This is a genomic window from Pectobacterium odoriferum (assembly GCF_009931295.1).
Classification (GTDB): domain Bacteria; phylum Pseudomonadota; class Gammaproteobacteria; order Enterobacterales; family Enterobacteriaceae; genus Pectobacterium; species Pectobacterium odoriferum.
Genome location: NZ_CP034938.1, coordinates 2214379 through 2237645, shown reverse-complemented (window position 1 = coordinate 2237645; position 23267 = coordinate 2214379). Strand labels below are relative to the sequence as shown.

Annotated in this window: 20 protein-coding genes; 8 read left to right on the top strand and 12 right to left on the bottom strand. The window is 51.8% G+C overall.

Features of this window, described 5'->3' with window-relative positions; translation table 11 throughout:
• Positions 1 to 77: 77 nt before the first annotated feature.
• Positions 78 to 683: an FMN-dependent NADH-azoreductase gene (locus EO763_RS09970; protein WP_044207618.1), complete on the top strand. Its 606-nt coding sequence runs from the start codon at positions 78 to 80 to the stop codon at positions 681 to 683.
• A 43-nt stretch (positions 684 to 726) separates the two neighbouring features.
• Here EO763_RS09970 and EO763_RS09965 read toward each other — a convergent pair whose 3' ends face one another.
• Both EO763_RS09965 and EO763_RS09960 read right to left on the bottom strand, forming a co-directional pair.
• A complete protein-coding gene (locus EO763_RS09965) occupies positions 727 to 960 on the bottom strand; it encodes a YnbE family lipoprotein (RefSeq protein ID WP_010295906.1) in 234 nt (77 codons plus the stop codon).
• A gap of 15 nt (positions 961 to 975) precedes the next feature.
• Complete coding sequence (locus tag EO763_RS09960) at positions 976 to 3567, bottom strand: YdbH family protein (protein WP_161528839.1); 2592 nt, start codon at positions 3565 to 3567, stop codon at positions 976 to 978.
• Positions 3568 to 3938: 371 nt separating this feature from the next.
• Here EO763_RS09960 and EO763_RS09955 point away from each other — a divergent pair, with 371 nt between their 5' ends.
• From EO763_RS09955 to EO763_RS09945, 3 genes are all read left to right on the top strand, one after another.
• Positions 3939 to 5492: a methyl-accepting chemotaxis protein gene (locus EO763_RS09955; protein ID WP_161528838.1), complete on the top strand. Its 1554-nt coding sequence runs from the start codon at positions 3939 to 3941 to the stop codon at positions 5490 to 5492.
• A 346-nt stretch (positions 5493 to 5838) separates the two neighbouring features.
• On the top strand, positions 5839 to 7392 hold the full coding sequence (locus tag EO763_RS09950; protein WP_161528837.1) for a methyl-accepting chemotaxis protein: 1554 nt from the start codon (positions 5839 to 5841) through the stop codon (positions 7390 to 7392).
• Positions 7393 to 7503: 111 nt separating this feature from the next.
• On the top strand, positions 7504 to 8496 hold the full coding sequence (locus EO763_RS09945; protein ID WP_103159817.1) for a 2-hydroxyacid dehydrogenase: 993 nt from the start codon (positions 7504 to 7506) through the stop codon (positions 8494 to 8496).
• 33 nt (positions 8497 to 8529) lie between these two features.
• On the opposite strand, the gene EO763_RS09940 is transcribed toward EO763_RS09945, so the two are convergent.
• Positions 8530 to 8820, bottom strand: coding sequence for a putative hemolysin (locus EO763_RS09940; protein ID WP_103159816.1), 291 nt, complete (start codon positions 8818 to 8820; stop codon positions 8530 to 8532).
• 580 nt (positions 8821 to 9400) lie between these two features.
• On the opposite strand from EO763_RS09940, the gene EO763_RS09935 reads away from it, so the two are divergent.
• On the top strand, positions 9401 to 9670 hold the full coding sequence (locus tag EO763_RS09935; protein WP_039489235.1) for a hypothetical protein: 270 nt from the start codon (positions 9401 to 9403) through the stop codon (positions 9668 to 9670).
• A 437-nt stretch (positions 9671 to 10107) separates the two neighbouring features.
• Here the strand turns inward: EO763_RS09935 and EO763_RS09930 are convergent, their stop codons facing one another.
• Positions 10108 to 10590 carry a hypothetical protein gene (locus tag EO763_RS09930; protein WP_161528836.1) on the bottom strand — a complete coding sequence of 161 codons (483 nt, stop codon included), beginning with the start codon at positions 10588 to 10590 and terminating at the stop codon, positions 10108 to 10110.
• Positions 10591 to 10617: 27 nt separating this feature from the next.
• Positions 10618 to 10920, bottom strand: coding sequence for a nuclease domain-containing protein (locus EO763_RS09925; RefSeq protein ID WP_244322074.1), 303 nt, complete (start codon positions 10918 to 10920; stop codon positions 10618 to 10620).
• Between the two features lie 382 nt (positions 10921 to 11302).
• Between EO763_RS09925 and ttcA the strand changes: the two genes are divergently transcribed.
• The gene (gene ttcA / locus EO763_RS09920) at positions 11303 to 12238 is read left to right on the top strand and encodes a tRNA 2-thiocytidine(32) synthetase TtcA (protein ID WP_103162448.1); all 936 of its coding nucleotides are present in this window, start codon (positions 11303 to 11305) and stop codon (positions 12236 to 12238) included.
• Between the two features lie 121 nt (positions 12239 to 12359).
• Here ttcA and EO763_RS23285 read toward each other — a convergent pair whose 3' ends face one another.
• From EO763_RS23285 to EO763_RS09910, 3 genes are all read right to left on the bottom strand, one after another.
• Positions 12360 to 12536 carry a hypothetical protein gene (locus EO763_RS23285; RefSeq protein ID WP_167521838.1) on the bottom strand — a complete coding sequence of 59 codons (177 nt, stop codon included), beginning with the start codon at positions 12534 to 12536 and terminating at the stop codon, positions 12360 to 12362.
• Between the two features lie 493 nt (positions 12537 to 13029).
• Complete coding sequence (zntB, locus tag EO763_RS09915) at positions 13030 to 14013, bottom strand: zinc transporter ZntB (RefSeq protein ID WP_161528835.1); 984 nt, start codon at positions 14011 to 14013, stop codon at positions 13030 to 13032.
• 124 nt (positions 14014 to 14137) lie between these two features.
• Positions 14138 to 15754, bottom strand: coding sequence for a peptide ABC transporter substrate-binding protein (locus tag EO763_RS09910; protein WP_161528834.1), 1617 nt, complete (start codon positions 15752 to 15754; stop codon positions 14138 to 14140).
• A 164-nt stretch (positions 15755 to 15918) separates the two neighbouring features.
• Between EO763_RS09910 and mpaA the strand changes: the two genes are divergently transcribed.
• Both mpaA and tpx read left to right on the top strand, forming a co-directional pair.
• Positions 15919 to 16638: a murein tripeptide amidase MpaA gene (gene mpaA / locus EO763_RS09905; protein WP_010295874.1), complete on the top strand. Its 720-nt coding sequence runs from the start codon at positions 15919 to 15921 to the stop codon at positions 16636 to 16638.
• Positions 16639 to 16717: 79 nt separating this feature from the next.
• Positions 16718 to 17221: a thiol peroxidase gene (tpx, locus tag EO763_RS09900; protein WP_039288920.1), complete on the top strand. Its 504-nt coding sequence runs from the start codon at positions 16718 to 16720 to the stop codon at positions 17219 to 17221.
• 52 nt (positions 17222 to 17273) lie between these two features.
• Here tpx and tyrR read toward each other — a convergent pair whose 3' ends face one another.
• From tyrR to EO763_RS09880, 4 genes are all read right to left on the bottom strand, one after another.
• Positions 17274 to 18842 (bottom strand): transcriptional regulator TyrR, encoded by a 1569-nt coding sequence (gene tyrR / locus EO763_RS09895; protein ID WP_161528833.1) that lies wholly within the window; start codon positions 18840 to 18842, stop codon positions 17274 to 17276.
• Positions 18843 to 18978: 136 nt separating this feature from the next.
• The gene (locus EO763_RS09890; RefSeq protein ID WP_161528832.1) at positions 18979 to 20523 is read right to left on the bottom strand and encodes a M20/M25/M40 family metallo-hydrolase; all 1545 of its coding nucleotides are present in this window, start codon (positions 20521 to 20523) and stop codon (positions 18979 to 18981) included.
• Between the two features lie 159 nt (positions 20524 to 20682).
• Positions 20683 to 21726: a YcjF family protein gene (locus tag EO763_RS09885; protein WP_161528831.1), complete on the bottom strand. Its 1044-nt coding sequence runs from the start codon at positions 21724 to 21726 to the stop codon at positions 20683 to 20685.
• Positions 21723 to 23120: a YcjX family GTP-binding protein gene (locus tag EO763_RS09880; protein WP_161528830.1), complete on the bottom strand. Its 1398-nt coding sequence runs from the start codon at positions 23118 to 23120 to the stop codon at positions 21723 to 21725. Before EO763_RS09880 ends, EO763_RS09885 begins: the two co-directional genes overlap by 4 nt.
• Positions 23121 to 23267: the final 147 nt, after the last annotated feature.

Below are 23267 nucleotides of genomic sequence, written 5' to 3'. Positions count from 1 at the left end.
TCCAGAGCACCACATAAGATGTGACGCATCAAAGGGCGTTATGTTGTCGCCCACTTCAATCACTAAAGGAATTGGCAATGAGCAAAGTATTGGTTCTGAAATCAAGCATTCTGGCAGGTTATTCTCAGTCAAACCAACTGGCCGACCACTTCACCGCCGAGTGGCAGTCTGCACATCCAAACGACAGTATCACCGTCCGCGACCTGGCCGCTCAACCGATTCCGGTTCTTGATGGCGAATTAGTTGGCGCGCTGCGTCCTTCCGATGCCGCCCTGACTCCTCGTCAACAGGAAGCCCTGAAACTGTCCGACGATCTGATCGCCGAACTGCAAGCACATGACGTTATCGTGATCGCTGCACCAATGTATAACTTTAACATTCCGACTCAGTTGAAGAACTACTTCGACCTGGTGGCCCGCGCGGGCGTAACGTTCCGCTACACCGAACAGGGTCCAGAAGGTCTGGTGAAAGGTAAACGCGCTATCGTACTAACCAGCCGCGGTGGCATCCATAAAGGCACGCCAACCGATCTACTGGAGCCGTACCTGCGTGTATTCCTGGGCTTCCTCGGTCTGACTGACCTTGAGTTCGTGTTTGCAGAAGGTTATGGCTACGGCCCAGATGTGGCACAGAAAGCCACCGAAACGGCGAAAAATCAGCTGTCTCAGTTAGTTACCGCATAAAAATTCATCATTACCGACCTTGCCATTGGTTTACTTGGCTTGACTATTGCGCGCCTTCCGGCGCGCTTTTCTTTATCTCATCGCCAGCCGCATTGTCCGATCTTTCCAGCAGTTGTGTCGCCTCTTTATCCGCCTTGATGTGAATCTCATGCTCGATCTTCACGTTCATATTGATGGTGATCGGCTCTTTGGGCGCAGCCACTTCGATACGCGGCACACACCCCGTCAGGAAAGCGACCGTGCAACCTACCGCCAGCAATGTCTCGCACTTGTTCATTGTTCTACCTTGAGTTTATTCATTTGCCTGCTGCTCCAGCGTATCCCGCAAGTTATCGCCAAAACGCAAGCTGCGCCATAGCTGGAAGATATTCTCCTGATGGCGATAGTTAAGAATAACCTGTCGTTTCCCACTGAGCTGCGGGTTTTTCCCCTGTACCCGCGACGTTAATGTCAGCTCGCCCTGATTAGTCAGGTCAAGCGTGGCATAGGAACGCCCAATCTCCAGATAGCGCAGCCAACCAATCGCCGCCCCGCCTGCCAGATTTTTACTCGCTAACTCATCGGCCAGTTGGTTATCCAACCGCAGCGTCAGGAAACCATCATTGGTAATTCGTCCGCCTTCAATCAGCATGGTCGGGTGATTAAAATTCAACGGAAGCGTGCCGCTCACGCGCCCGGACAGGGCAAACTGCTTTTGCTTTAATACAGTTATCAGTTCGCTGAGATCCACACTCTTAACGGTGAACAGCGCCGGTTCCCGCTGCGGCCAGCGCAACGTAGACAGGCCAATATACCCATCCAAGACGTCCATGTTGGCCTGAGACATAACTAGCGGCTGTCGCTCACTGTACGGGTAAAAACCCTGGAGATCGACGCGGATATTGCTCATCCGAAACAGGTTATCCAACACGTCAATTCGCAGCGCAACGGGCTGCTTGACGCCCAGTTGCCAGCGCTGATCTTTTAAACGGTAAGGCAGGACAAAGTTGACGCCGCTAACTTCACCATCCTGTAGCCACAATCCGCCATTTTTCACGACCCAATGTCCGCCCGCGCTGAATCCTTCTTTACGTGCAGCGGAAAATGCCGCCTGCGCGTAAAACTGTCCGGCGCGAATGTTCATTTTCAACAGCGGAGAAAGCAGAGGCTGAAACACCTTAAGCGGCTGTGTCGGCCACCACGCGCCACCGCGCAGCCGCTCTCCATCCCAGCGGCCACGCAGCCTGACTGGCCCGATATCCTCAGCCTGTAGCTGCCCCTGTAGCTGGAAATCATCTGGGCTACGCCCCTGCATCGCCAACGTTAGCAACGAAGGCGGCAAGTAGCCCCCGTTGCTGAAGTGCGCCCGTTCGGAGGCCAGTTGCAGCGCCCCTTGAAAATGCTCACCGGAGCGGGCGCGTTGCCAACGGATCGGCTCAGTAATGGTCAGTCGGGGCTGGTGCACCGTCACAATGCCGTAGCCCAACTGATCCAAGCCGCTCGACAGTTGGCTGACTTCAATCAGGGTATCCTGCCACTGGCCTCGGCCGGCCACATCCCACTGACCTTTGAGCGGCGGCAGATGACCGTTGCCCCAATAACGCCATTGCCACTGCCCTTGATCCGGCCAGAAATCCTGTGCCTGACCGTCAAGGTGCAGGCTAAAGCGTCCCCAGTATGCTTCCCGCGCCTTCACAATCGCCTGTAGTCGCCCATTCACGCCCGTCGCACTGACTCGGACGCCCGCCAGCGGCCAGCGAGCCTCTTCAAGATAAATTTGCGGCGCAGGCCTTCCCCAGGCACGTAGCAGCGCCCCCGGTAAAAGAGAGAATTCGGGATTGAGAATCGAGCCCTGCAACACCCCCGGCAACGTTGCCGTCAAGGAGAGTGCGGGTAAGTTTGCCTGCCCGGTAAGCTGAAAGCGCAATTCGCTATTGAGCAGGCCGATGTTGCCCGGCCCCAACACCAGCACGGCGTTCGCCTTACCATTATGCCCTTGCGTCAGCATGTTCAACCGCGCGTTAATCGTGGTGGCATCCAACCCTTGTCGCCAATGTTGTAATGTCATTGCCACCTGCCCGGAGAGTGGCTGATCGGCATAAGGCCAGCGCCAGACGCCGTTAGTGACCTGAATCACCTCATCCGTCAGTTGCCACGGCAGCGATATCAGCGGCGTCTCGTCATTCGCCGCCTTCAGTACCAGCTCACCCGCTTGATGATGCCAGTCCAGCAGGAGCGAAAGCGGTTCGGGTGTCTGCCCTGAATCCAGTTTTCCGGTGAGCCGCCCCTGCACGGGTGCAGCATCCAACGTATCGGCCAGTTCCATCTCACCACTGATTTGCAGGCGCGCGAATCCCGCTGGCGTTGCGAGCATGCTTTCATGCAGCGTCAGACGCTTATCGTTCAGCTCTGCCTTAAACGCCAGTTGATCGCCCTGATAATCCAGCGTTTGTTGCCGTTTGCCGTCGCTGCTGAGTCGTACCTGCCCGGCATAATCCTGCCAGGGCTGTAGCGTAAACGTCTTCACCTGAATATCGGCAGCAGGCAATCGCTGTTGCCATTGCGCTAACTGCGCCGCTGGTTCGGTGCTGCTGCTTGCTGGCACATATTGCAGGCAGTCGCTGTTTAACGTCACGGCATCAATATCGACATGCCATCGCCAGCTATGCCAACGCAGCGTCATATCCCGTACGTCAACGAGCGTGCACTCCCCGGCCATAAGACGGAACCCCGCGCTATGCAGCCCACCGCCCTGCCAGCCAGGCGTCCCATCCACGGTCAAAGACATTTCCGTCGGTAGCCAGATATCGGCAAGACGCGGCAGCCACTGCGGCAGTGCTCGCCAGGAAAGAAACAGCAATGCGGCGAGCAGGAAAGCGACTGAAAGTGCACGTTTTTTAATCATTAGCGCGAGTTAAGCATCCTGTTCAATAGCGGTAAAATTCGTCCGGTATAACTCTGCCGATTATTCATTCACAAATCGCTCTTTTTGTTAACAAACAAACCTATCCAACTCACATTTACCACTATTATGCGTACGTACTCATTACCCTTTCGTGGTAAAATGTTTAATTGAGGTTATATTTTGTAATGAATCACGTTATCTCATCATGAACAAAGCGTTTACGGGTGGATATCAGGATTATCTCCTTCTGCCCGACCGCCTTAAAAAAAGCAATGAGCAACCTGAACCATTACCGCTATCCGCTGATTCATTGCCGTGGGTATGCCTCATGTTAAATCAGTATTCGGACACAGCATATCAAGGACTGCTTTATGCGTAATAACACCCCTGTAACCGACCGCCAGCTCTCTCTTTCTGAAAAAACCAGACTCATGTCGGTCACCACGCCAGAAAGCCATATTACCTACGCAAACAAAGATTTTATTGATGTCAGCGGCTATACCACAGATGAGCTGATGGGGCAGCCCCATAATCTTATCCGACACCCGGATATGCCACCAGCCGCCTTCGCGGATATGTGGAAAACGCTGCGCGCAGGCAATATCTGGACGGGGATTGTGAAAAATCGGTGCAAAAATGGTGACCATTACTGGGTAAAATCCAGCACCACGCCACTGAGAAAAGGCGGTGAAATTGCCGGTTATATGTCTGTGCGGACCGCCGCCTCACCTGAAGAGATTCGTCAGGCCGAGGAGCTCTATGCCAGTGCAAATGAAGGTAAACTGAAATATCGCGCCTTCCATCATGGTCTGCTTATTTATACTGGGCCATTGCGCATCCTGAGTCTTTTTAAAACCATGCCATTACGCTGGCGCATCCGCAGCTATTTTCTACTCTTTAGCCTGATTCCGCTCATCGCCGCCTATTCTCTGCTGGCGGGAACGGCATTGGCCTCCGTACTCTTTCCACTGCTCATCGCCTGTTGTTTTGTCAGTGGCGAGCTTCTGGTGCACCATGTTGCCCGTCCTATTGAGCAAATTCTGGCTCAGGCCATGCGTTCCGCTGCCGGACAAGCGGACAACCTGGCGCAACTTAATCGCGTGGATGAAATTGGCATGTTAATGCGCGCGGTAAACCAGTCCGGTATGAATTTCCGCACCTTCGTGGACGATGTGAACACCAATCTGAGCGAGCTGAAAAATGCCTGTAATGAAATCGCGCAAGGCAACCATACCTTGGCACAGTGCTGCGAGGAAACGGAAGAGAGCCTGCAACAAACTGCGGCGTCCGTCGAACAGCTCACTGCAACAATAAAAAGTAATGCGGAAGCCTCGCTTCAGGCCTCACTCTATACGCAGGATGTGAATCAGGCGGTAAACTCTGGCGAGCAGGCTGTCAGCCAGGTTTCCGATACGATGGAGACGATCACCCGTTCCAGCGAACGAATTACGGATATCGTCAGCGTAATGGATAATCTCGCGTTCCAGACCAATATTCTGGCCGTGAACGCCGCCGTCGAAGCCGCACATGCCGGAGAACAGGGTAAGAGCTTTGCGGTGGTTGCCAGTGAAGTACGTTCGCTGGCACAGCGTAGCGCCTCCTCTTCCAGCGATATTTCGACCATCATTGACGAAACGCTGAATAGCATTCGTACCGGTGAACAGCAGGTTTCACACACGCATAAATCCATGAGCAATATTCTGCTACAGGTTCAGCATGTCACCAATTTGATGAATGAGATCAGCCTCGCAACGCAGGAACAATCTCAGGGGCTGGAGCAAATTAATGAAGCGGTAAACCGCATTGATGAGCTCACACATCAGAATACCGCGCTGGCGAGTCAGTCACATTCGGCCACCGATCACCTGCAACAGCAGATCTCGAGTATGGTACAGGCAGCCTCGGTCTTTAGTCTTTCCCGCTAGCGAATTTCATCCTCACGGGCGCTCATATCAGGGCGTCCGTCGCCTTATCTCCTCGTCATTTTTCCCATTCTTGAACCTGCATTGCCCACCGTGCAAATTCGCAGAGTCATAATATACTCAATAAATGAATGCTTTTGGTCACTGGCACAGGCTCTTACCGTGAGTCGGGTTAGGTAACTCATTCCCTAAAGAAAAAATAACGGTCGAAACTAGTAAGAATATATAAGTCTACTCGCTAATTATTTCGTGAAGATTGCCGTTAATTAAATAGCACTCATCGCTTTCCGTTAGTTAATGGATCTAAAAACATTACATTTATGCTTGCTTATACTAAAAGGATCAATAAATGCGTAAGAATTTTCCGGTCAGTGATATTCAGTATTTATTAGATGAAAAAGCAAAGTTAATGTCGGTTACCACTACCGATAGCCATATCACTTATGCCAATGACGATTTTATTGATGCCAGTGGTTACGACTTTGAGGAAATTCTCCACCAACCTCACAATATCGTGCGCCACCCAGACATGCCCCCGCAGGCGTTTGCCGACATGTGGGCAACGCTGAAGGCAGGTCAAATCTGGACGGCCGTCGTCAAAAACCGCCGCAAAAATGGCGACTACTATTGGGTAAAAGCCAGTACGACACCGCTGATGAAGGAAGGGAAAATTACAGGATATATGTCGGTGCGAACGCGCGTTTCACAGGAAGAGATTCGGCAAGCAGAAGTGCTTTACCATCAAATGAACGAGAATAAATTAAAAAGCCGCCGACTCTTTCAGGGATTATTGATTTATAAAGGGCCGCTAAAACTTCTTAGCTTATTTACCGTCATCCCCATACGGTGGCGGATAAGAAGCTACGTTTTCCTTTTCATGCTATTTGCGCTTCTTTTCTTACTGGCTACCCTTCCACTCACCACACCGCTATTAATTTTTGTTTTGGCACTACTCGCTGGCGCGACAATAACCAGTGAATTATTAGTTCAACATCTGGCAAAACCACTGGAAAAGATTCTACGCCAGGCTATTAATTCCGCCTCTGGGCAGGCGGATAACTCGTTTCAACTTAATCGCGTGGATGAAGTTGGCATGTTATTACGCGCCGTCAACCAATCCGGCATGAATTTCCGCACGTTTGTCGATGATGTTAACGGCAAGCTGGCTGAACTACGCCACGCCTGCGGCGAGATTGCTTCTGGGAATTACACACTCAGCCAGCGCTGTGAAGATACCGCGCAAAGCTTACAATCTACCGCGTCATCAATGGAAGAACTGACGGCGACGATCCAAAGTAATGCGTCTGCCACACAGTTAGCAACGCGTTGTGCGAATGATGCCAATCAGGCTGTCAATGCAGGAGAGAAAGCGGTTAATCAGGTAACCGATACCATGGCAACCATGACCCGTTCCAGCAAAGAGATCACCGACATCATTAGCGTGCTGGATAATCTGGCGTTCCAAACCAATATTCTGGCGCTTAATGCGGCAGTAGAGGCCGCTCACGCCGGAGAACAGGGCAAGAGTTTCGCCGTGGTCGCGGGGGAAGTCCGTATTCTGGCGCAGCGCAGTGCCGCTGCCGCCAAAGACATCGCGGAGATTATCGATGCCACAATCGCTAACATTCACACCAGCGATAAATTGGTCAACCACACCAGTCAGTCAATGAACAACATTCTGGCTCAGGTACAGCAGGTCTCGCAGCTTGTGAATCAAATCAGCCTGGCGACACAAGAGCAATCGCAAGGGCTGGGGCAGATTAACTCGGCGGTGAACAACATTGATGAATTGACGCGCCAGAACACCATTTTGGCGACACATTCCAGTTCTGCCATTAATAGTCTGGAACAGCAGATCTCCACGATGTCCGAAGCCGTGTCAGTTTTCAGTACGTCTCGCTAAATCCGCTATTACCGTCTCTCAATTTCAAACCGTTACTGTCAGTCAGGTAACGGTTTGTCACCGCCCGATTTTCTGATAGCTTAACCTAAGGATTTTTCGGAGAAACTATCAATGAAACTGGCAATTTACAGCACGAAGCAGTATGACCGTAAATATCTGGAACAGGTCAATCAGCAGTTTGGCTATGAGCTGGAGTTTTTTGATTTCATGCTGACATCGCGCACCGCGAAAACCGCCGCGGGCTGTCAGGCCGTCTGCATCTTTGTAAACGATGACGGTGGACGCGAAGTATTGACCGAACTGGCAGCATTGGGCATTAAAACGCTCGCGCTGCGCTGTGCGGGCTTTAACAATGTCGATTTAGAAGCCGCTAAGGAGCTGGGTATCAGCGTAGTACGCGTTCCCGCGTATTCCCCTGAGGCCGTCGCCGAACACGCCGTCGGCCTGATGCTGACGCTTAACCGCCGCATTCACCGCGCCTATCAACGTACTCGCGACGCGAACTTCTCTCTAGAAGGATTGATTGGATTCAATATGCACAACCGGACAGCGGGCATTATTGGCACCGGAAAAATCGGCATCGCCACGATGCGCATTCTGAAAGGCTTCGGGATGCGGCTGCTGGCCTTCGATCCCTACCCGAACCCGCAGGCATTGGACTTAGGGGCAGAGTATGTCGATCTAAAAACGCTGTACGCCAACGCGGACGTTATCTCCCTGCACTGCCCACTGACACCAGAGAATCATCACCTGCTGAATCAGGCGGCCTTTGCACAAATGAAAAACGGCGTCATGATCGTCAATACCAGCCGTGGTGGCCTGATCGACTCGCAGGCCGCTATCGACGCGTTGAAGCAACAGAAAATTGGCGCGTTGGGTATGGACGTTTATGAAAACGAGCGCGATCTCTTCTTCGCCGATAAATCCAACGATGTGATTCAGGACGACATCTTCCGCCGCTTATCCGCGTGCCACAACGTACTGTTTACTGGGCATCAGGCGTTCCTGACGGAAGAGGCACTAATCAGCATTTCCCAAACCACGTTACAGAACCTCAAAGACATCAGCCAGAACGCGTCTTGTGTAAATCTTGTTACACCTTAAGTTTTCCTGCGGCAGTGCTGACTGCCGCGACACTCACCCTGCAGGACAACTTCCATTCATCAGCGATTGCTCGCTACAGCGCTTACCGTTGGCTAACTGACAGGCCCCCACACTCGCACCATCAAGCTGTCTAGAGATCGCCATCGTTCCACCAATCAGCGTACAGTTGACATCAACTGGCGAACTGCTTTTCAGCAACACGACGGCGTTCTTATCATCGTTTTGCGTGGCGTCTTGCTGGGCAGCGGCAGTGTTCTCATTATGGTTACTGCATCCCGCCAGCAGCAACGCGGCGGCAGCACATAACCATGGCAATAATTTCATGTTTTAGCCTCGGATCGGGTGGAGTGAAGGTGTTGACGCCACGTTTGGCATCAACACCTATCGGATAGACTTTTCAGACAAGGACTATATCTACCACACCGCACTTCGGCAATACATCTACGGGGTAAAAGAGACGTCAATCACCTAGAATCCTCGCCATAGAAAGACAATAAGGTCATCACTTGTAATCAGAAAAGATGTCGTGAACGTCTCACTTATTCGCGTTCAATGATCTTCCATACGCTGATATTTAGAGTGCGTAACAACTCAAAATAACGCGGTATTTTTATTGAGGAAGTATAGATAGCATCATTAGTTTCAATATAAATAATTTTAAATGAAATGATTTATATTCAACCAGCAGCATCTCTTTGTTTTTCATATTAATTACCACACCAAGAATTCAATATTTTCCTTTATTTATTTTTTTGATACCCTTCCCTTTTATTTATATAAACAAAGCGTCAAGTTATCATTGATAAACAAAAACAAATGCCATAGTTTTAATTCACTGCTCTCTGAAAGGCTAATAGAGCATCACAGCAATTATATTATCAATCAAATTAAATGAGGTGACATAATGTCAGATCAACTTCTTGGTGGATGGACCGCGTTCCGTGATTTGAATGATGCAGATAAAGAGATTTTTAAATCCACCGTACATTTGCTGGGTGTGACCTACACGCCTTTGTTTGTCGCAACACAGGTGGTGTCTGGCACCAACTACTCCTTTCTGACGAAAGGTACGGTAACATCCCCTGACGCACCGCTGAAAATTGTCAAAATCCATATTTATAAACCGCTAAGCGGCGATGCGCATATTACTAAAATTGAAGATATTCTCCCGTAATAAATAGTTCAATCAATGACGCTACGGCTAGTTGATTTAATTCACTAGCCGTAGCGTGGTTTTATATCTCCTACTTCCCTGATTTGCCAGAACCGCCTCCTACCTTGCCTGAATTTCCACCTGAAGATGAGGGAGCATTACCTCTATTGCCCCCCGATGGATTTCCGGTTGTGCTAGGCCAGTTTCCTCCCTGTTGCGGGTTGCTCGACGATGTACCTCTTGATGTGCTTTTACTCATGATATCTTCCTCTTTTAGTTGAGTACTCCTCTATTAGGATAGTCATAAGTAACACCGTTGCCACAAATAGCTTCATTTTGCGTTCGGAAGAACAGCCCAATTTCTGCTTCATCTGTTTTTTTGGCACAGTAACCCTTGGTTTTGTGGTACAAATGCCAAATTCTGTATCATTTTCAATCCTTAATAAAAATATATACACTTACCACACCTGAAGATTTCCACTTCTCCATAGCTCACCATCCCAGGAAATTACATCACTGAGATCTTTGCACATACTGTGCTGCCTCATACGTGGGGTCCCGTCCTTTTTGAACCATTTATTCATCAACGTTATCGGGGTTGGCGGATATGCCTTTTTCCGTTCATTGAGAGCAGGCTGCCAAAAATAAATAATTATTGATTCAGCTATTTCAAGAAAATGCCTCGATGCGTTATCAGGGTACGTTACGGCTCCTAACCAAAACTCCTGTTCTTTGGTTACGTCAAATGCTTTGTGTTTTGAGTTAAACCTTCTAACGTAACTACCTTCTGTTATCCCGCAATACTGAATCGTTGCTTCTCGCTCGTAAGGTTGCTTCCCTGTAACCAGATAAAGCCCATTTCCCCATTCAGGGTTATCAATTATCTCAGAATGAAGATATGGGCCACGCCAATCGATAATTACTGTAGTGTGTGATGCCATGAGTCCGTTCTCAAAATTAACAAATGCCTAGCTGATAATAACTTTTTTATCGTTAAATACAGCACCTGAAACAAAATTTCCTCTTTCTCCCCCCACCCGCCAGTCATATGGCACGTGCCCACCAATCACATCATGGCAAGATAAACATATATAGATCGCCCAGAAGTCATCCCTTTTATATCCCATACCATGTGTGATACTTGGAAGGTGGCACAATGCCACTGTTTCGGAATTACCATTACGGATGTCAGGAATCTGCAATGCATAAACCTGCCCTCGGGCAGGCTCACGTAACGCTTTTTTTCTGAAAGCAGGAAATTTCCTTATCATAATCAAAAACCCATCAGTTGGCTAACAGCCTGTTCTATTTCATATTGACCGGCAAAGTGCCGTTTCAGTATTCCGCCATCAGGATTCGGTGGAGATCGTAGAATCCAGCCTTAACCGTGAGATGAGTGAAGTATCCCCCTCAGTTTCCACGGCATCAGCATTAAACCGTAGCCGACGCAGTGCGATAACATTCTTCTAAGACGAGCAAAAAGCAGCGACTCGCCCCCTCACCCACAGGGGAATTCAGGAACACCGCTGTAAAACGATCTGGCATTCGTCGCCGTAATCCGTACCATACACGCCATGATCGTGCAGACCGTGTTGGCGTCTGCGCTGAACCGTTTTCCATCCGCAATGCCTTTTGCAACGAGCACAGATAAAAATGTCAGAAAATCAACAAATTAACCAGAAACAACAATACAACCTCAACAAATTGCAAAAGCGCCTGCGTCGTAACGTCGGCGAAGCTATCGCTGATTTCAATATGATCGAAGAAGGCGACCGCATTATGGTGTGCCTGTCCGGCGGGAAAGATAGCTTCACCATGCTGGAAATTTTGCGCAATCTGCAACAGAGTGCACCGATTAACTTTTCTCTGGTCGCGGTGAATCTGGATCAGAAGCAGCCGGGATTCCCGGAGCACGTTCTGCCGCAGTACCTTGATAGCATCGGCGTGGAGTACAAGATCGTCGAAGAAAATACTTACGGGATTGTGAAAGAGAAGATTCCAGAAGGGAAAACCACGTGTTCACTGTGCTCACGCCTGCGTCGCGGGATTTTGTACCGTACCGCAACGGAACTCGGCGCGACAAAAATCGCCCTTGGTCACCACCGCGACGATATTCTACAGACTATGTTTCTGAACATGTTCTACGGTGGGAAACTGAAAGGCATGCCGCCGAAGCTGATGAGCGACGACGGTAAACATATCGTCATCCGCCCTCTTGCTTACTGCCGAGAGAAAGATATCGAACGCTTTGCTGAAGCCCGCCAATATCCGATTATTCCGTGCAACCTGTGCGGGTCGCAGCCAAATCTGCAACGTCAGGTGATTAAAGATATGCTGCGCGACTGGGACAAACGCTATCCTGGCCGTATTGAGACCATGTTCAGCGCCATGCAGAACGTTGTGCCATCTCATCTTGCCGATCATGCGCTGTTCGATTTTAAAGGCATTCGTCACGGTAGCGACGTGGTGGATGGTGGCGATCTGGCTTTTGACCGTGAAGAACTGCCGTTGCAGCCCGTTGGCTGGCAGCCGGAAGAAGATGACGATGTGCCATCCGTGACCCGTCTTGACGTGCTGGAAATAAAATAAGCGCGACATTCCCGTGAGGGAATGGCATTACCATAACGAATAGAGACACGGTGGCAAGAAGCAGCGGTTGCTGTTTCACCACCGTGTTTTTTATTGCCGTTTTCTGCCGCGTAGAGTGCCGCTATCGGTCTTGCGGTGGTTCAGTGACGGGTTCGTGTTCCGGCCCTGTCGGCGGCGGATCAGGAATGGGCGGTGGATCGGGAAGCGGACGAGGTGTCGGATCGTTCGGTATAATGGGAATCGGTTCAACCGGAACCGTATCAGCTTGCAGATAATCCGTCGCGTCTTGAATGAGCATATTTTCCTCCTCGGTGTTGGATACTGTTAAGGCAAATCCAGCTACTGAAGCAGTACAGACATGCGTTACGGCTGACCAAGCAGCGCCAGCGCTTCCCTTTAAGCGTAGTAAGCTAATGAATAAAATGCCAAAGGCATTTTATAACGTCGCTTGCGACGGCCCGAAGGGGGTGGCGCGTAGCCCACCATAATAAAATGCCAAAGGCATTTTACAACGTCGCTTGAGGGAGAACGAAAAAGGTCAGGATCGAAGGACAAAAAAAAAGCCGACAAAACTGTCGGCATGGTGTGAATCAATTGTGCTATGCAGTAATTCAAAAAAGGAAGTAAGACAATATGGAGCGCAACGCCCATCGCTTGACGTTGCATTCACCTGCGGGAATGATAGTGCCGTACAACAGGGTAAAAAATGTTGATATTGCTCAATTTACGCGTGGTTTTTTAGCCGTTCGCGACAGTTTGTGATTCTCTGCGCACCGGTTCGCCACGAGTCGTTATAGCCATTTACTGCGTTTTAACCACCATGCAACGCCACCCACCAATATCACCAACATCAGGCAGAACGTGAAAAAACCAAACGGCGCATCGCCGCCGGGAATTCCCCCCAAGTTGACGCCAAATAAGCCGGTTAAGAACGTCGTCGGCAGGAAAACCATCGCCAAAAGCGACATCGTATAGGTACGGCGGTTCATCGCTTCGGTCATCAAGGCAGTGATCTCATCCGAAAGTACCGTGGTACGCGCAATACTGGCATCCAGATCTTCCAGTCCACGCCCTAATCGATCGGCGATTTCCTGCATTCTGCGACGATCGTCATCCTGCATCCAGGGCAGTTTCTCGCCGGAAATACGCGAGAATACATCGCGCTGTGGCGTCATATAGCGGCGTAACACGATAAGCTGTTTGCGGATCAGCGCCAGCTCACCGCGCGGTGGAATTTTTTGCTCCAGCAAATCCTCTTCCAGATCGATGATTTTCTCATGCAAATCATCAATGAACTCGCTGGTATGATCGGTCAACGATTCGGCAATAGAGACCAACCAGCTTCCGCTGTCCGTCGGGCCATTGCCTTCCTTCAGGTCGGTAAGTATTTCGTCGATAGCCAGAATCTTACGACGTCGGGTAGAAATGATCAGCTTGTCGGTAATGAACACCCGAACGGCCACCAGTTGATCCGGCCGCGCATTGGCATTCAGGTTAATGCTGCGCAGCGTGATCAGCGTACCTTCCCCCAAACGCGTGACTCTGGGGCGAGCGCTCTCCCCCGCCAACGCATTACGTACGCTATCCGGCACCAGCGTCGTTTTATTCAGCCAGCGCACGCTGGCGGGCAAGGTAGAATCCAGGTGTAGCCAGCAGGGTTTCTCGCTGTTAACCACATCCTGCTCACCAATCGGGGTCACGCCCCCCTTCCCATCCAACTGATACGCATGAACCGCACCGCTGCGTTGCAACTCTTTTCCTGCAAAGGATTCCACGTCTTGCCTCCAACGGTTTTTGCTATCAGCGCTTTTGCTATCAGTTTTGCACGCTACCGACCGGAGTGACCATCACGATCGCTCCGGCTTTATCGCCACATCATTCGATGTATTAATACGGTACTTAATGCTTTTCGATGTAAAGCATGTGGCTGTACGCCACGTCTTCAGGGTTAGTAATGGGATAGCCCTTCACCCACGGCTTGATCAAGCGTCCGTTGGTGTATTGATAAATCGGCGCAATCGGTGCTTCATCCATCAAGATCTGCTCAGCCCGGTTGTAGTCCGCATTCAGCGCCTGCGGGTTAGTCTGATTGCCTGCTTCATCCAAGACGCGATCGTAATTCGCATTTTTAAAGCGTGTGATATTTCCGCTGTGATGTGAGGTCAGCAGCGAGAGGAATGTCGACGGTTCGTTGTAATCACCGACCCAAGACGCCCGCACGACATCAAAATTACCGCTATTGCGGCTGTCGATATAAGTTTGCCACTCTTGGTTGGACAGGCGCACGTCTACACCCAGCGTTTTCTTCCACATGGATGCCACGGCAATCGCGATCTTCTGATGGCTTTCCGACGTGTTGTACAACAGCGATAATTTCAACGGGTTATTTGGGCCGTAACCTGCGGCTGCCATCAGCGCTTTTGCCTGCGCATTCAGCTCATCCTGAGAATATTGCTGCAACAGGCTTTCCGTCGGTTTGAAGCCCGCGGTGACATCCGGCGTAAAGTGCCATGCCGGTTTTTCCCCCGTGCCCAACACTTTTTCCGCAATCACTTTACGGTCGATGGCGTAAGACAGCGCTTTTCGCACTCGTACGTCATTGGTCGGCGCACGCTGCGTGTTAAACGCGTAATAGTAGGTGCCAAGCTGATCCGGCGTATAAACCTGACCGGGCAAGTCTTTCAGCAGCTTCTGGTACAGGTTTTTAGGAAACGACTCGGTGATATCGATATCCCCGGACAGATAGCGTTTTGTCGCGTTCGATTCCTGATTGATAGGAACAAAGGTTACCTTCATCAGGCGCGTGTTAGCGTTATCCCAATAATATTGATTCTGCGTGAGCACCAGTTTCTCATTAACAACGCGCTGGTCCAGTTTAAACGCGCCATTTCCGATCAGATTGCCCGGCTTCGTCCAGTCATTTCCGAATTTTTCTACCGTAGCCTGATGTACCGGAAAGAGGCTGAAATTCGCCGTCAGACTGACAAAATAAGGTACGGGCTTACTCAGTTGCACTTTCAGCGTGTGATCATTGACGGCCGTCACGCCAAGCTGATCGACTGGCAGCTTGCCCGCAAGAATCTGTTCAGCATTCTGAATCCCCGCCAGTCGGGCAAACCAGGCGAACGGCGAGCTGTTTTCAGGTGTGACCAGACGACGCCAGCTGTAGACAAAATCGTTTGCCGTAACGGGTTCACCGTTAGACCAGCGGGCATTATCTCGCAGGGTAAAGATAAACGTGCGGTTATCAGCCGTCTGCCAGCGCAGCGCTACGCCAGGAACAATGTTTCCCTTGGCATCCTGATTGACCAGCCCTTCAAATAGATCGCGCGCCACCTGTGCTTCCGGCAGCCCTACCGCTTTTATCGGATCGAGAGAAGCCGGTTCATCTTTAATGTGGCGGACGATTTCCTGTTTCTCAGCCAGAACCGTTCCCGCCGGAACCTGCGCCGCGACAGCATTGCCCGTCATAGCCGCCATCAACGCGGCATAAAATGCAGAATATCCATAGTGCATGATGATTTGACCTGAAAGCGTAATGAATTGATTGAAGAATATAATAGTCAGAAATCAGCGCTATCATCCAGCGATACCCCGCAATTTGTCAGCCTGCATCGCCGTTTGCGTCTCTGGGCCGATTTTTTTATGATGAAACGCATAGGCAATCACAGGGCGGTATCATGGAAAACACAATCATTCCTCTTCAGGCGCGCCAGCAACGAGGTAATTTACCATCGCTGGGCGAACCGTATGGGAAATCGCTGCTGGGCGCACCGCTGCTGTATTTCCCCGCCGAATTAGCCCCTTCAGAGAGCGGGCTGATTATTGCCGGAACACACGGCGATGAAACTGCGGCGGTGGTAGCACTTTCCTGCGCGCTCCGTACCCTCTTCTCAGGCCAGCGTCGACACCATGTGATTCTTGCAGTGAACCCGGATGGCTGTCAGTTGGGGTTGCGTGCCAACGCTAACGGCGTCGATCTCAATCGCAATTTTCCGGCCAGTAATTGGCAGCCGGGGAAGACGGTCTACCGCTGGAATAGCGCCGCAGATGAACGTGATGTCGAGCTATCTACCGGTGAAACCGCGGGTTCAGAGCCGGAAACAAAAGCCCTTTGCACGCTGATTGAGAAACTTAATCCTCACTGGGTTGTCTCTTTTCATGAGCCACTCGCCTGCATTGAGGATCCACATCGTTCCGAACTGGGTCGATGGTTGGCGCAACAGTGCGAGCTGCCGTTAGTATCGAGTATCGGTTACGACACACCTGGCTCTTTCGGAAGTTGGTGCGCCGACCGTTCGCTTCATTGCATTACCGCTGAGCTTCCGCCAATCTCGGCAGACGCCGCCAGCGAATGCTATCTGAAAGCGATGGTGGCATTGCTAAGCCAGCAATTTTAATCGTAATTTTTATACCAATGTTGCTAATGTTGCCCTAAACTGAGCAGCGTGTTAATCACCTGTAATTAAGGACGCAAACATGTCACAGAACGTACATTTTCAAGGCAATCCTGTGCCAGTAGCAGGGTCATTCCCAGCCAAAGGAAGCAAAGCCCCAGCATTTACTCTGGTGGCTAAAGATCTGTCCGATACCCCGCTGAGCAACTATGCTGGCAAGCGCAAAATCCTGAATATTTTCCCAAGCATCGATACCGGTGTTTGTGCCGCGTCCGTGCGCAAATTCAACCAACTGGGTTCTGAACTGGATAACACCGTTGTTCTGTGTATCTCTTCCGATCTGCCGTTCGCGCAGTCCCGCTTTTGCGGCGCGGAAGGTCTGAACAACGTCGTTGTGCTGTCTACCCTGCGTGGCGGTGAGTTTAAAGAAAACTATGGCGTTGCTATTGCTGATGGCGCTCTGAAAGGCCTGACCGCTCGCGCGGTTGTCGTACTGGATGAAAACGACAACGTGCTGCATAGCGAACTGGTGAACGAAATCACCACTGAACCAGACTACGACGCAGCACTGGCTGTTCTGAAATAAGCGATACTGGCATTACGTGAAAAAACGGCTGCGCAAGCAGCCGTTTTGTTATTTACACCTCGTCATCCCCCGCCGCTTTGCGCTGGCTGAGCCCATATTCTCGCAGTTTGTTGGCTATCGCCGTATGCGATACCCCCAGCCGTTTCGCCAGTTTGCGTGTACTTGGATAGGATTGATAAAGGCGGGTCAGCACGGAGCGTTCGAAGCGCTTGTTGATGTCATCCAGCGAGCCATCAAGCAGGGTTTCATCTTGCGGCACATCAATCGAAAACGCTGGGAGATCAATGTCCTGCATATGCAGTTCGTTACCGTCCAACTGTGTCAGCGCCCGATAAATGGTGTTTCTCAACTGCCGAACGTTACCCGGCCAGCCGTACTGCGGCAGGAAATGTCCCACATCTGCGGCCAATTTGGGACGCGAAATCCCCTGTTCGTCGGCAAAACGCGCCACGAAAAGCTCGGCCAGCGGCATAATATCTGCCGGACGCTCGCGCAGCGGCGGTAACATCAGCGTGAGTACATTGAGGCGATAATAAAGATCCTCCCGGAACTCACCGCGCTGCACCAGCTCCAATAAATTTTTCTTGGTCGCGCAAATCACCCGCACGTCAACATGGACTTCGTGATCTTCACCGACGCGGCGGAATGTTCCATCATTCAGGAAACGCAGCAGCTTAGTCTGCATCTGCGCCGACATTTCACCGACTTCATCCAGCAGAACCGAACCACCGTTAGCCTGTTCGAAGAAGCCTTTCTTACCTTCCTGCGCATTGAGGTACGCACCGGGCGCATGGCCGAACAGTTCGCTCTCCATCACGTCATCGGGTAACGCTGCGCAGTTCAGCGCTAGGAAAGGGTTCTTGCCACGTGGTCCGCGCAGGTGGCAGGCACGCGCCAGCATATCTTTGCCCGTCCCCGTGTCGCCCACGATCAGCAGCGGCGCGTCCAACATGGCTAATTTACGCGCCTGCTCAACCACCTGACGCATTTTCGGACTCACAGCCACAATATGATCGAACTCATTCTCATCGTTCACGGCAAGATTCTGCAACTGTCGTCCCATGCGAGCGGCCGATTTCAGCATCACCAGCGCGCCCGCCGTTGCCACTTTACTGGCATCATCTTCCAGACGGACTGGCGTCATTTCCAGCAAGAAATCCTGACCACGAATCACCACACGCTCCGCCACGACGGCGCTACTCTTCTCCAACCAACTGGCGAAATTGAAACTGGGAATCATGCTGCCAATCGTCAGCTCGCTGATAGTCTCTGCCGATTGTTCAAACAGCGCCAACGCGGCGGGGTTAAACAGCTCCAACTTTCCTTTCATATCCAGCGAGAATACGGGTTCAGGCATCGATTCCAGCAGCGCATTCAACGCCCGATGTTCACGTTCAGACGGCATGAACGCCACGGTACGCACATCGCTGACGCTTTCAATACGACGGATTTCCGTCATCAGCAGACGGAAATCATCAAAATCGAGGGTGGCAAAATTGAGATAAATACGGCCAATAGACGCAATTTCGATGCCGCGTAAATCAATATTGCGTGACGCAAGTAGATCTAACAGTTCACGGACCATACCAATGCGGTCTTCACAAATCACTTCCAGATGCATCAACGGCTACCTTCTTCAAGAGACACGACATGGCTATTGCTACTGATAATACCCTTTCGTTTGCACCGGATGAAGTAAAGTGGCAGCAAAAGTTGACACATCTGTACGTTTTTTCCACGTCAATAACGAAACGGGGTTAAGACAGTGGCGTCGTTGCCATCGCCACAATGGTTCGAATGCCTTCCAGATAGTTACCGAGGCGTAAATTCTCATCAAAACTATGCTGATTATTATCGGCATTCACCAGAGGAACGATGACGTAAGGTACTTTCAATACGCTGACCGCGCCGCTCATCGGCAGCGTCCCGCCCATCATACGATTCTTCTCCGGTGCGATGCCGCGCGGTGCAGTTGTCGTCGCGACTGCCCAGTGCCCCAGCGGGGAGTCGATCTCCGTTCTCGCTGCATAGGCGCTGCTCGGATAGGCCGTCAGGCTAAGGGAAATCAGGTGCGGATACTGTTCGCGTTCGGCCTGTGATGGTGCCTCACCGGCAATGATATGAAAGCCTTTGCTGGCGATATACTGGCGTAACAGCGCATACATATCATCCGGCGGCGTTTCCGGCACGGTGCGAATATTCACGCTGGCCGTCGCGGTCGACGGAATGGCGTTCGACGCTTTTTTGCCCGTATCGCCTGCTTTAATACCGAGAATATCCAGAGAAGGATATTGCACTGCCTCTGCCGCATTGCTGGCGACATTCTCTAGCCGCGCAACACCAAAGCGTTTCTCCAACGCGCCAGCGGGAGGAGCGGTCTCCGCCACCTGTTTTTTATCGCTATCGCTAAGCGTGACGCGGTCATAGTAACCGGGGATGGTGACCTTACCATCCGCATCTTTCATGCTGGCCAACAGCGTAGCCAAGTTTTGCACCGGATTCGGAATAACATTGCCATAGCCACCGCTGTGCGCCGCCGCGTTCGCACCGAAAACCGTCATATCGATCTGGATTGAGCCACGATTGCCAAAGTTGATGCCAGGGCGGTTGCTGGACGGCATTGCACCATCATAAATCACCATGCCGTCGCTTTTCAGCAGCGTCAGATTGTCGGCCATGACCGTCGTCAGCCCAGGCGAACCTTTTTCCTCTTCAGAATCCAGCAGCACTTTGATGTTGACCGCAGGTTCAACGCCCTTATCTTTCATCGCGTCCATGGCGGCGAGAAACATGACAATCGGCCCTTTATCATCAGCCGATGCTCGGGCAAAGAGGCGCCATTCTGGATTGATATCCCCTTTCAGCAGGCGCGACTCGGGCAGCGTTTGCCATTTGCCAGCGGCATCTTTTTCTTTCAGTACGGGCTGCCACGGCGGCGTTTGCCACTCAGACGGATTCACAGGCTGTCCGTCAAAATGCATGTAGAACAAAATGGTTTTACGATCGGCTTTTGGCGTGCCCAGCTCAGCATAAACCAGCGGTTTATCACCATTCGTCAGTTGCTTCGTAGTGAAGCCACGCTTCTGAAAAGCCTTTTCCAGCCAGTCGGCATTACGCTGGATATCCGCAGGCACGGCAGCATCATTTGGCAGCGTGAGTAATTCGAGATATTCAGGGAAGCTGTTTTGCGCGTAACGTTCCGCATCTGTGGGTGCCAGTACCAGCTGTGCGCTGGCAGGTAAGCAGAGAATGGCTGCCGACAGCGACAGCACCGCCAGCGTCAATTTTTTACTGGGAATCATAAAAACGTCCTGTTATACAGAAATGAGGAGTGTTAATCCTACACACGATTCTGTAACAGCGGTACTGCTAGCCAGAGTAGCATGCGGCTTGTACTGCCTTTCCCCGTTCAGCAATGATAAAATGACGATGGCACTCTGCCTGCACCATCGTCTTCACCCCTAACGCCCTTTTTGCAGCGTTTCTTTCACCTGACCAATCAACTCGCGGCGAAAATCACCGAGGCGCGGTTTGTCATCCAGCCACGGCAGCGGGCGACATAATTCCATCGCTTTGATACCCAAGCGCGCGGTCAGCAGGCCTGCGCCAATCCCCTGCGCGGCGCGGGTTGATAGCCGAGCGGCAAGATCCTGCGACATCCAATCCATGCCAATTTCCCGCACCAGCTCCGATGCGCCAGCAAACGCGATATTGACCAGCACCAGACGGAACAGGCGAATGCGGCTGAAATAGCCGAGTTCGATGCCGTACAACGCGGCAATACGATTAATCAGGCGCAGGTTACGCCAGGCAATAAAGGCCATATCCACCAACGCCAGCGGGCTGACGGCGATCATCAAGGTGGATTCTGCCGCCGAGCGGCTGATCTCACGCCGCGCCTGTGTATCCAGTACGGGCTGAACCAGACGCGCATAAAGCTCCAGCACTTCGCGGTCGTTGTGGGTTTCGTGGAGTGAAGCCTGCCAACGCTGTATCGCCGGATGACCGCTATCCAATCCTGCCTGCCGTGCCAGTTTTTCACAGAATTCGCGCCCGCGCCCCACACCGTGACTGTGCAGTAAATCGCGAGCCACATCGCGCTCTTCCGCACGTTCTCTCAAACGATAAAGCCGCCGCCACTCGACAGCCAGCGAACCGACGCCCGCCGCTACAATCAGGCTGCCTGCGGTAATGCCGCCCAGCGCAATCCAGTCCTGCTGTACCCAGGCGTTATGCAGCGACTGCACGCCCTGCGCCAGCGCGCTGACGCCAAACAGCCCGATCCCCGCCATCACCATACGCCGCCACAGGCTGCGCTTCGGGCGCAGCGCTGCACTGATCGCCTCTTCCGCCGCGCCTTCTTCTGGCACGTCTTCTTCGAGGCTGATCGGGGAAAACGGCGTGCCGCTCTGCTCGTCAAATGCCAACCCGGCACGCAGCTGCGGCTGTGGCTCTTGCGGTGAGACGTCATCGAACGTGACGCGGGGTTTCAGTGGCTCATTCATCGCAATTTATCCTTTAACAGAAAGTCCATGACCGTATCCAACCGGATATGCGGCAACGGCGTGTCTACCGTCATTTCTCGCGGACGAAATTGATCGAAATGGAAGCCCTGCGTTTGCCAGAATGCCGCACCCGGTAAACGCGCAGGCACTTCACCGGGGTAGACCGTCAACGGCTGGCCGTCGCTGAGTCGATGCCCTTTCAGCGCCGGAATTTTCTGACCCTGATGATCGACTACCCCGCTCTGCGTTGACTGGATCGACGCAATGCCTTCACAGCGCATATCGATGCCTTCAAACGCGGCGTTCTGCCACGCTTCTTGCACCAGTTGCTGAAGCAACGACACCAGATTGGCGTGCTGGTCGGCGGTAATGTGATCCGCTTTACTCGCCGCAAACATCAGCTTGTCGATGCAAGGCGAGAACAAACGCCGGAACAACGTGCGCTTCCCGTAATGAAAGCTTTGCATCAGTTGGGTTAGCGCCAGCCGCATATCGTTAAACGCATGAATGCCGCTATTGAGCGGTTGCAGGCAATCGACCAGAACAATCTGCCGGTCGAAGCGCACAAAGTGATCCTTATAAAATCCTTTGACGACCGACTGACAGTAATAATCAAAACGCTTACGCAGCATGCCGATGTTGGTTTTCTCATCGGCCTGCGCCAGCTTAGCCTCACCGATATTATTCACCTGCGGCCAAGGGAAGAATTGCAGCACCGGCGCGCCCGCCAGATCGCCCGGCAACACAAATCGACCCGGCTGAATAAAGTGCAGCCCTTCCTGTTTGCAACGGTGCAGATAGTCGGTGTAGGCCTGCGCCACCTCAGCAAGCTGGTTCTCATCGGCCGGCGCCAGCGGATCGATTTTCTCGCATAGCGCTAGCCAAGGTTTCGCCCATTCAATGCGCCCCCCTTGCAGCAAGCCACTCATCTGCTGTGACCAACTCAAATAGGTTTGCTCCAGCAGCGGCAGATCCAGCAACCACTCGCCGGGGTAATCGACAATTTCCAGATAGAGCGTCGACGTGTCTTTAAAGTGACGCAGCAGCGAATCCTTGGAGCGATAGCGCAGCGCCAGACGGATCTCACTCACGCCACGCGTCGGCGTCGGCCAAGCCGGCGGCGAGCCATACAGCGCGGCCATGCCTTCATCATAGGCAAAACGCGGCACGCCCAGATCGCGCTGCGGCACGCGTTTCACCCCCAGCAAACGCTCTTCGCGCACGGGGGAAAACATCGGCAAATGTGCACCGCTGTGGGTGTTCAATAATTGATTGACGAACGCGGTGATAAACGCGGTTTTGCCACTGCGGCTCAACCCGGTGACGGCAAGACGCAGGTGGCGATCCACGCCGCGATTGACCAGAGAGTTAATTTCGTTCTGTAGTCGACTCATCGAATGAACCATCACTCCTTTGGTTGAGAGATATACTGTTGAGAACTACATGTAGTAGAAAACGCTATGTAGTTGAAAACTGTATGTCGTTGAAAACCATATATCGTTGAGAAATATATCGTATCAATATAATAAAATCAGACAAAC

What these genes read in the sequence shown, in the direction of transcription:
- EO763_RS09880 (WP_161528830.1), bottom strand. Translation starts at nt 23,120, where the DNA reads ATGAGTCGACTACAGAACGAAATTAACTCTCTGGTCAATCGCGGCGTG.
- tpx (WP_039288920.1), top strand. Translation starts at nt 16,718, where the DNA reads ATGTCACAGAACGTACATTTTCAAGGCAATCCTGTGCCAGTAGCAGGG.
- EO763_RS09945 (WP_103159817.1), top strand. Translation starts at nt 7,504, where the DNA reads ATGAAACTGGCAATTTACAGCACGAAGCAGTATGACCGTAAATATCTG.
- EO763_RS09925 (WP_244322074.1), bottom strand. Translation starts at nt 10,920, where the DNA reads ATGATAAGGAAATTTCCTGCTTTCAGAAAAAAAGCGTTACGTGAGCCT.
- ttcA (WP_103162448.1), top strand. Translation starts at nt 11,303, where the DNA reads ATGTCAGAAAATCAACAAATTAACCAGAAACAACAATACAACCTCAAC.
- EO763_RS09950 (WP_161528837.1), top strand. Translation starts at nt 5,839, where the DNA reads ATGCGTAAGAATTTTCCGGTCAGTGATATTCAGTATTTATTAGATGAA.
- EO763_RS09960 (WP_161528839.1), bottom strand. Translation starts at nt 3,567, where the DNA reads ATGATTAAAAAACGTGCACTTTCAGTCGCTTTCCTGCTCGCCGCATTG.
- EO763_RS09940 (WP_103159816.1), bottom strand. Translation starts at nt 8,820, where the DNA reads ATGAAATTATTGCCATGGTTATGTGCTGCCGCCGCGTTGCTGCTGGCG.
- EO763_RS09955 (WP_161528838.1), top strand. Translation starts at nt 3,939, where the DNA reads ATGCGTAATAACACCCCTGTAACCGACCGCCAGCTCTCTCTTTCTGAA.
- EO763_RS09970 (WP_044207618.1), top strand. Translation starts at nt 78, where the DNA reads ATGAGCAAAGTATTGGTTCTGAAATCAAGCATTCTGGCAGGTTATTCT.
- EO763_RS09910 (WP_161528834.1), bottom strand. Translation starts at nt 15,754, where the DNA reads ATGCACTATGGATATTCTGCATTTTATGCCGCGTTGATGGCGGCTATG.
- EO763_RS09930 (WP_161528836.1), bottom strand. Translation starts at nt 10,590, where the DNA reads ATGGCATCACACACTACAGTAATTATCGATTGGCGTGGCCCATATCTT.
- EO763_RS09885 (WP_161528831.1), bottom strand. Translation starts at nt 21,726, where the DNA reads ATGAATGAGCCACTGAAACCCCGCGTCACGTTCGATGACGTCTCACCG.
- EO763_RS23285 (WP_167521838.1), bottom strand. Translation starts at nt 12,536, where the DNA reads ATGCTCATTCAAGACGCGACGGATTATCTGCAAGCTGATACGGTTCCG.
- EO763_RS09935 (WP_039489235.1), top strand. Translation starts at nt 9,401, where the DNA reads ATGTCAGATCAACTTCTTGGTGGATGGACCGCGTTCCGTGATTTGAAT.
- mpaA (WP_010295874.1), top strand. Translation starts at nt 15,919, where the DNA reads ATGGAAAACACAATCATTCCTCTTCAGGCGCGCCAGCAACGAGGTAAT.
- tyrR (WP_161528833.1), bottom strand. Translation starts at nt 18,842, where the DNA reads ATGCATCTGGAAGTGATTTGTGAAGACCGCATTGGTATGGTCCGTGAA.
- EO763_RS09890 (WP_161528832.1), bottom strand. Translation starts at nt 20,523, where the DNA reads ATGATTCCCAGTAAAAAATTGACGCTGGCGGTGCTGTCGCTGTCGGCA.
- EO763_RS09965 (WP_010295906.1), bottom strand. Translation starts at nt 960, where the DNA reads ATGAACAAGTGCGAGACATTGCTGGCGGTAGGTTGCACGGTCGCTTTC.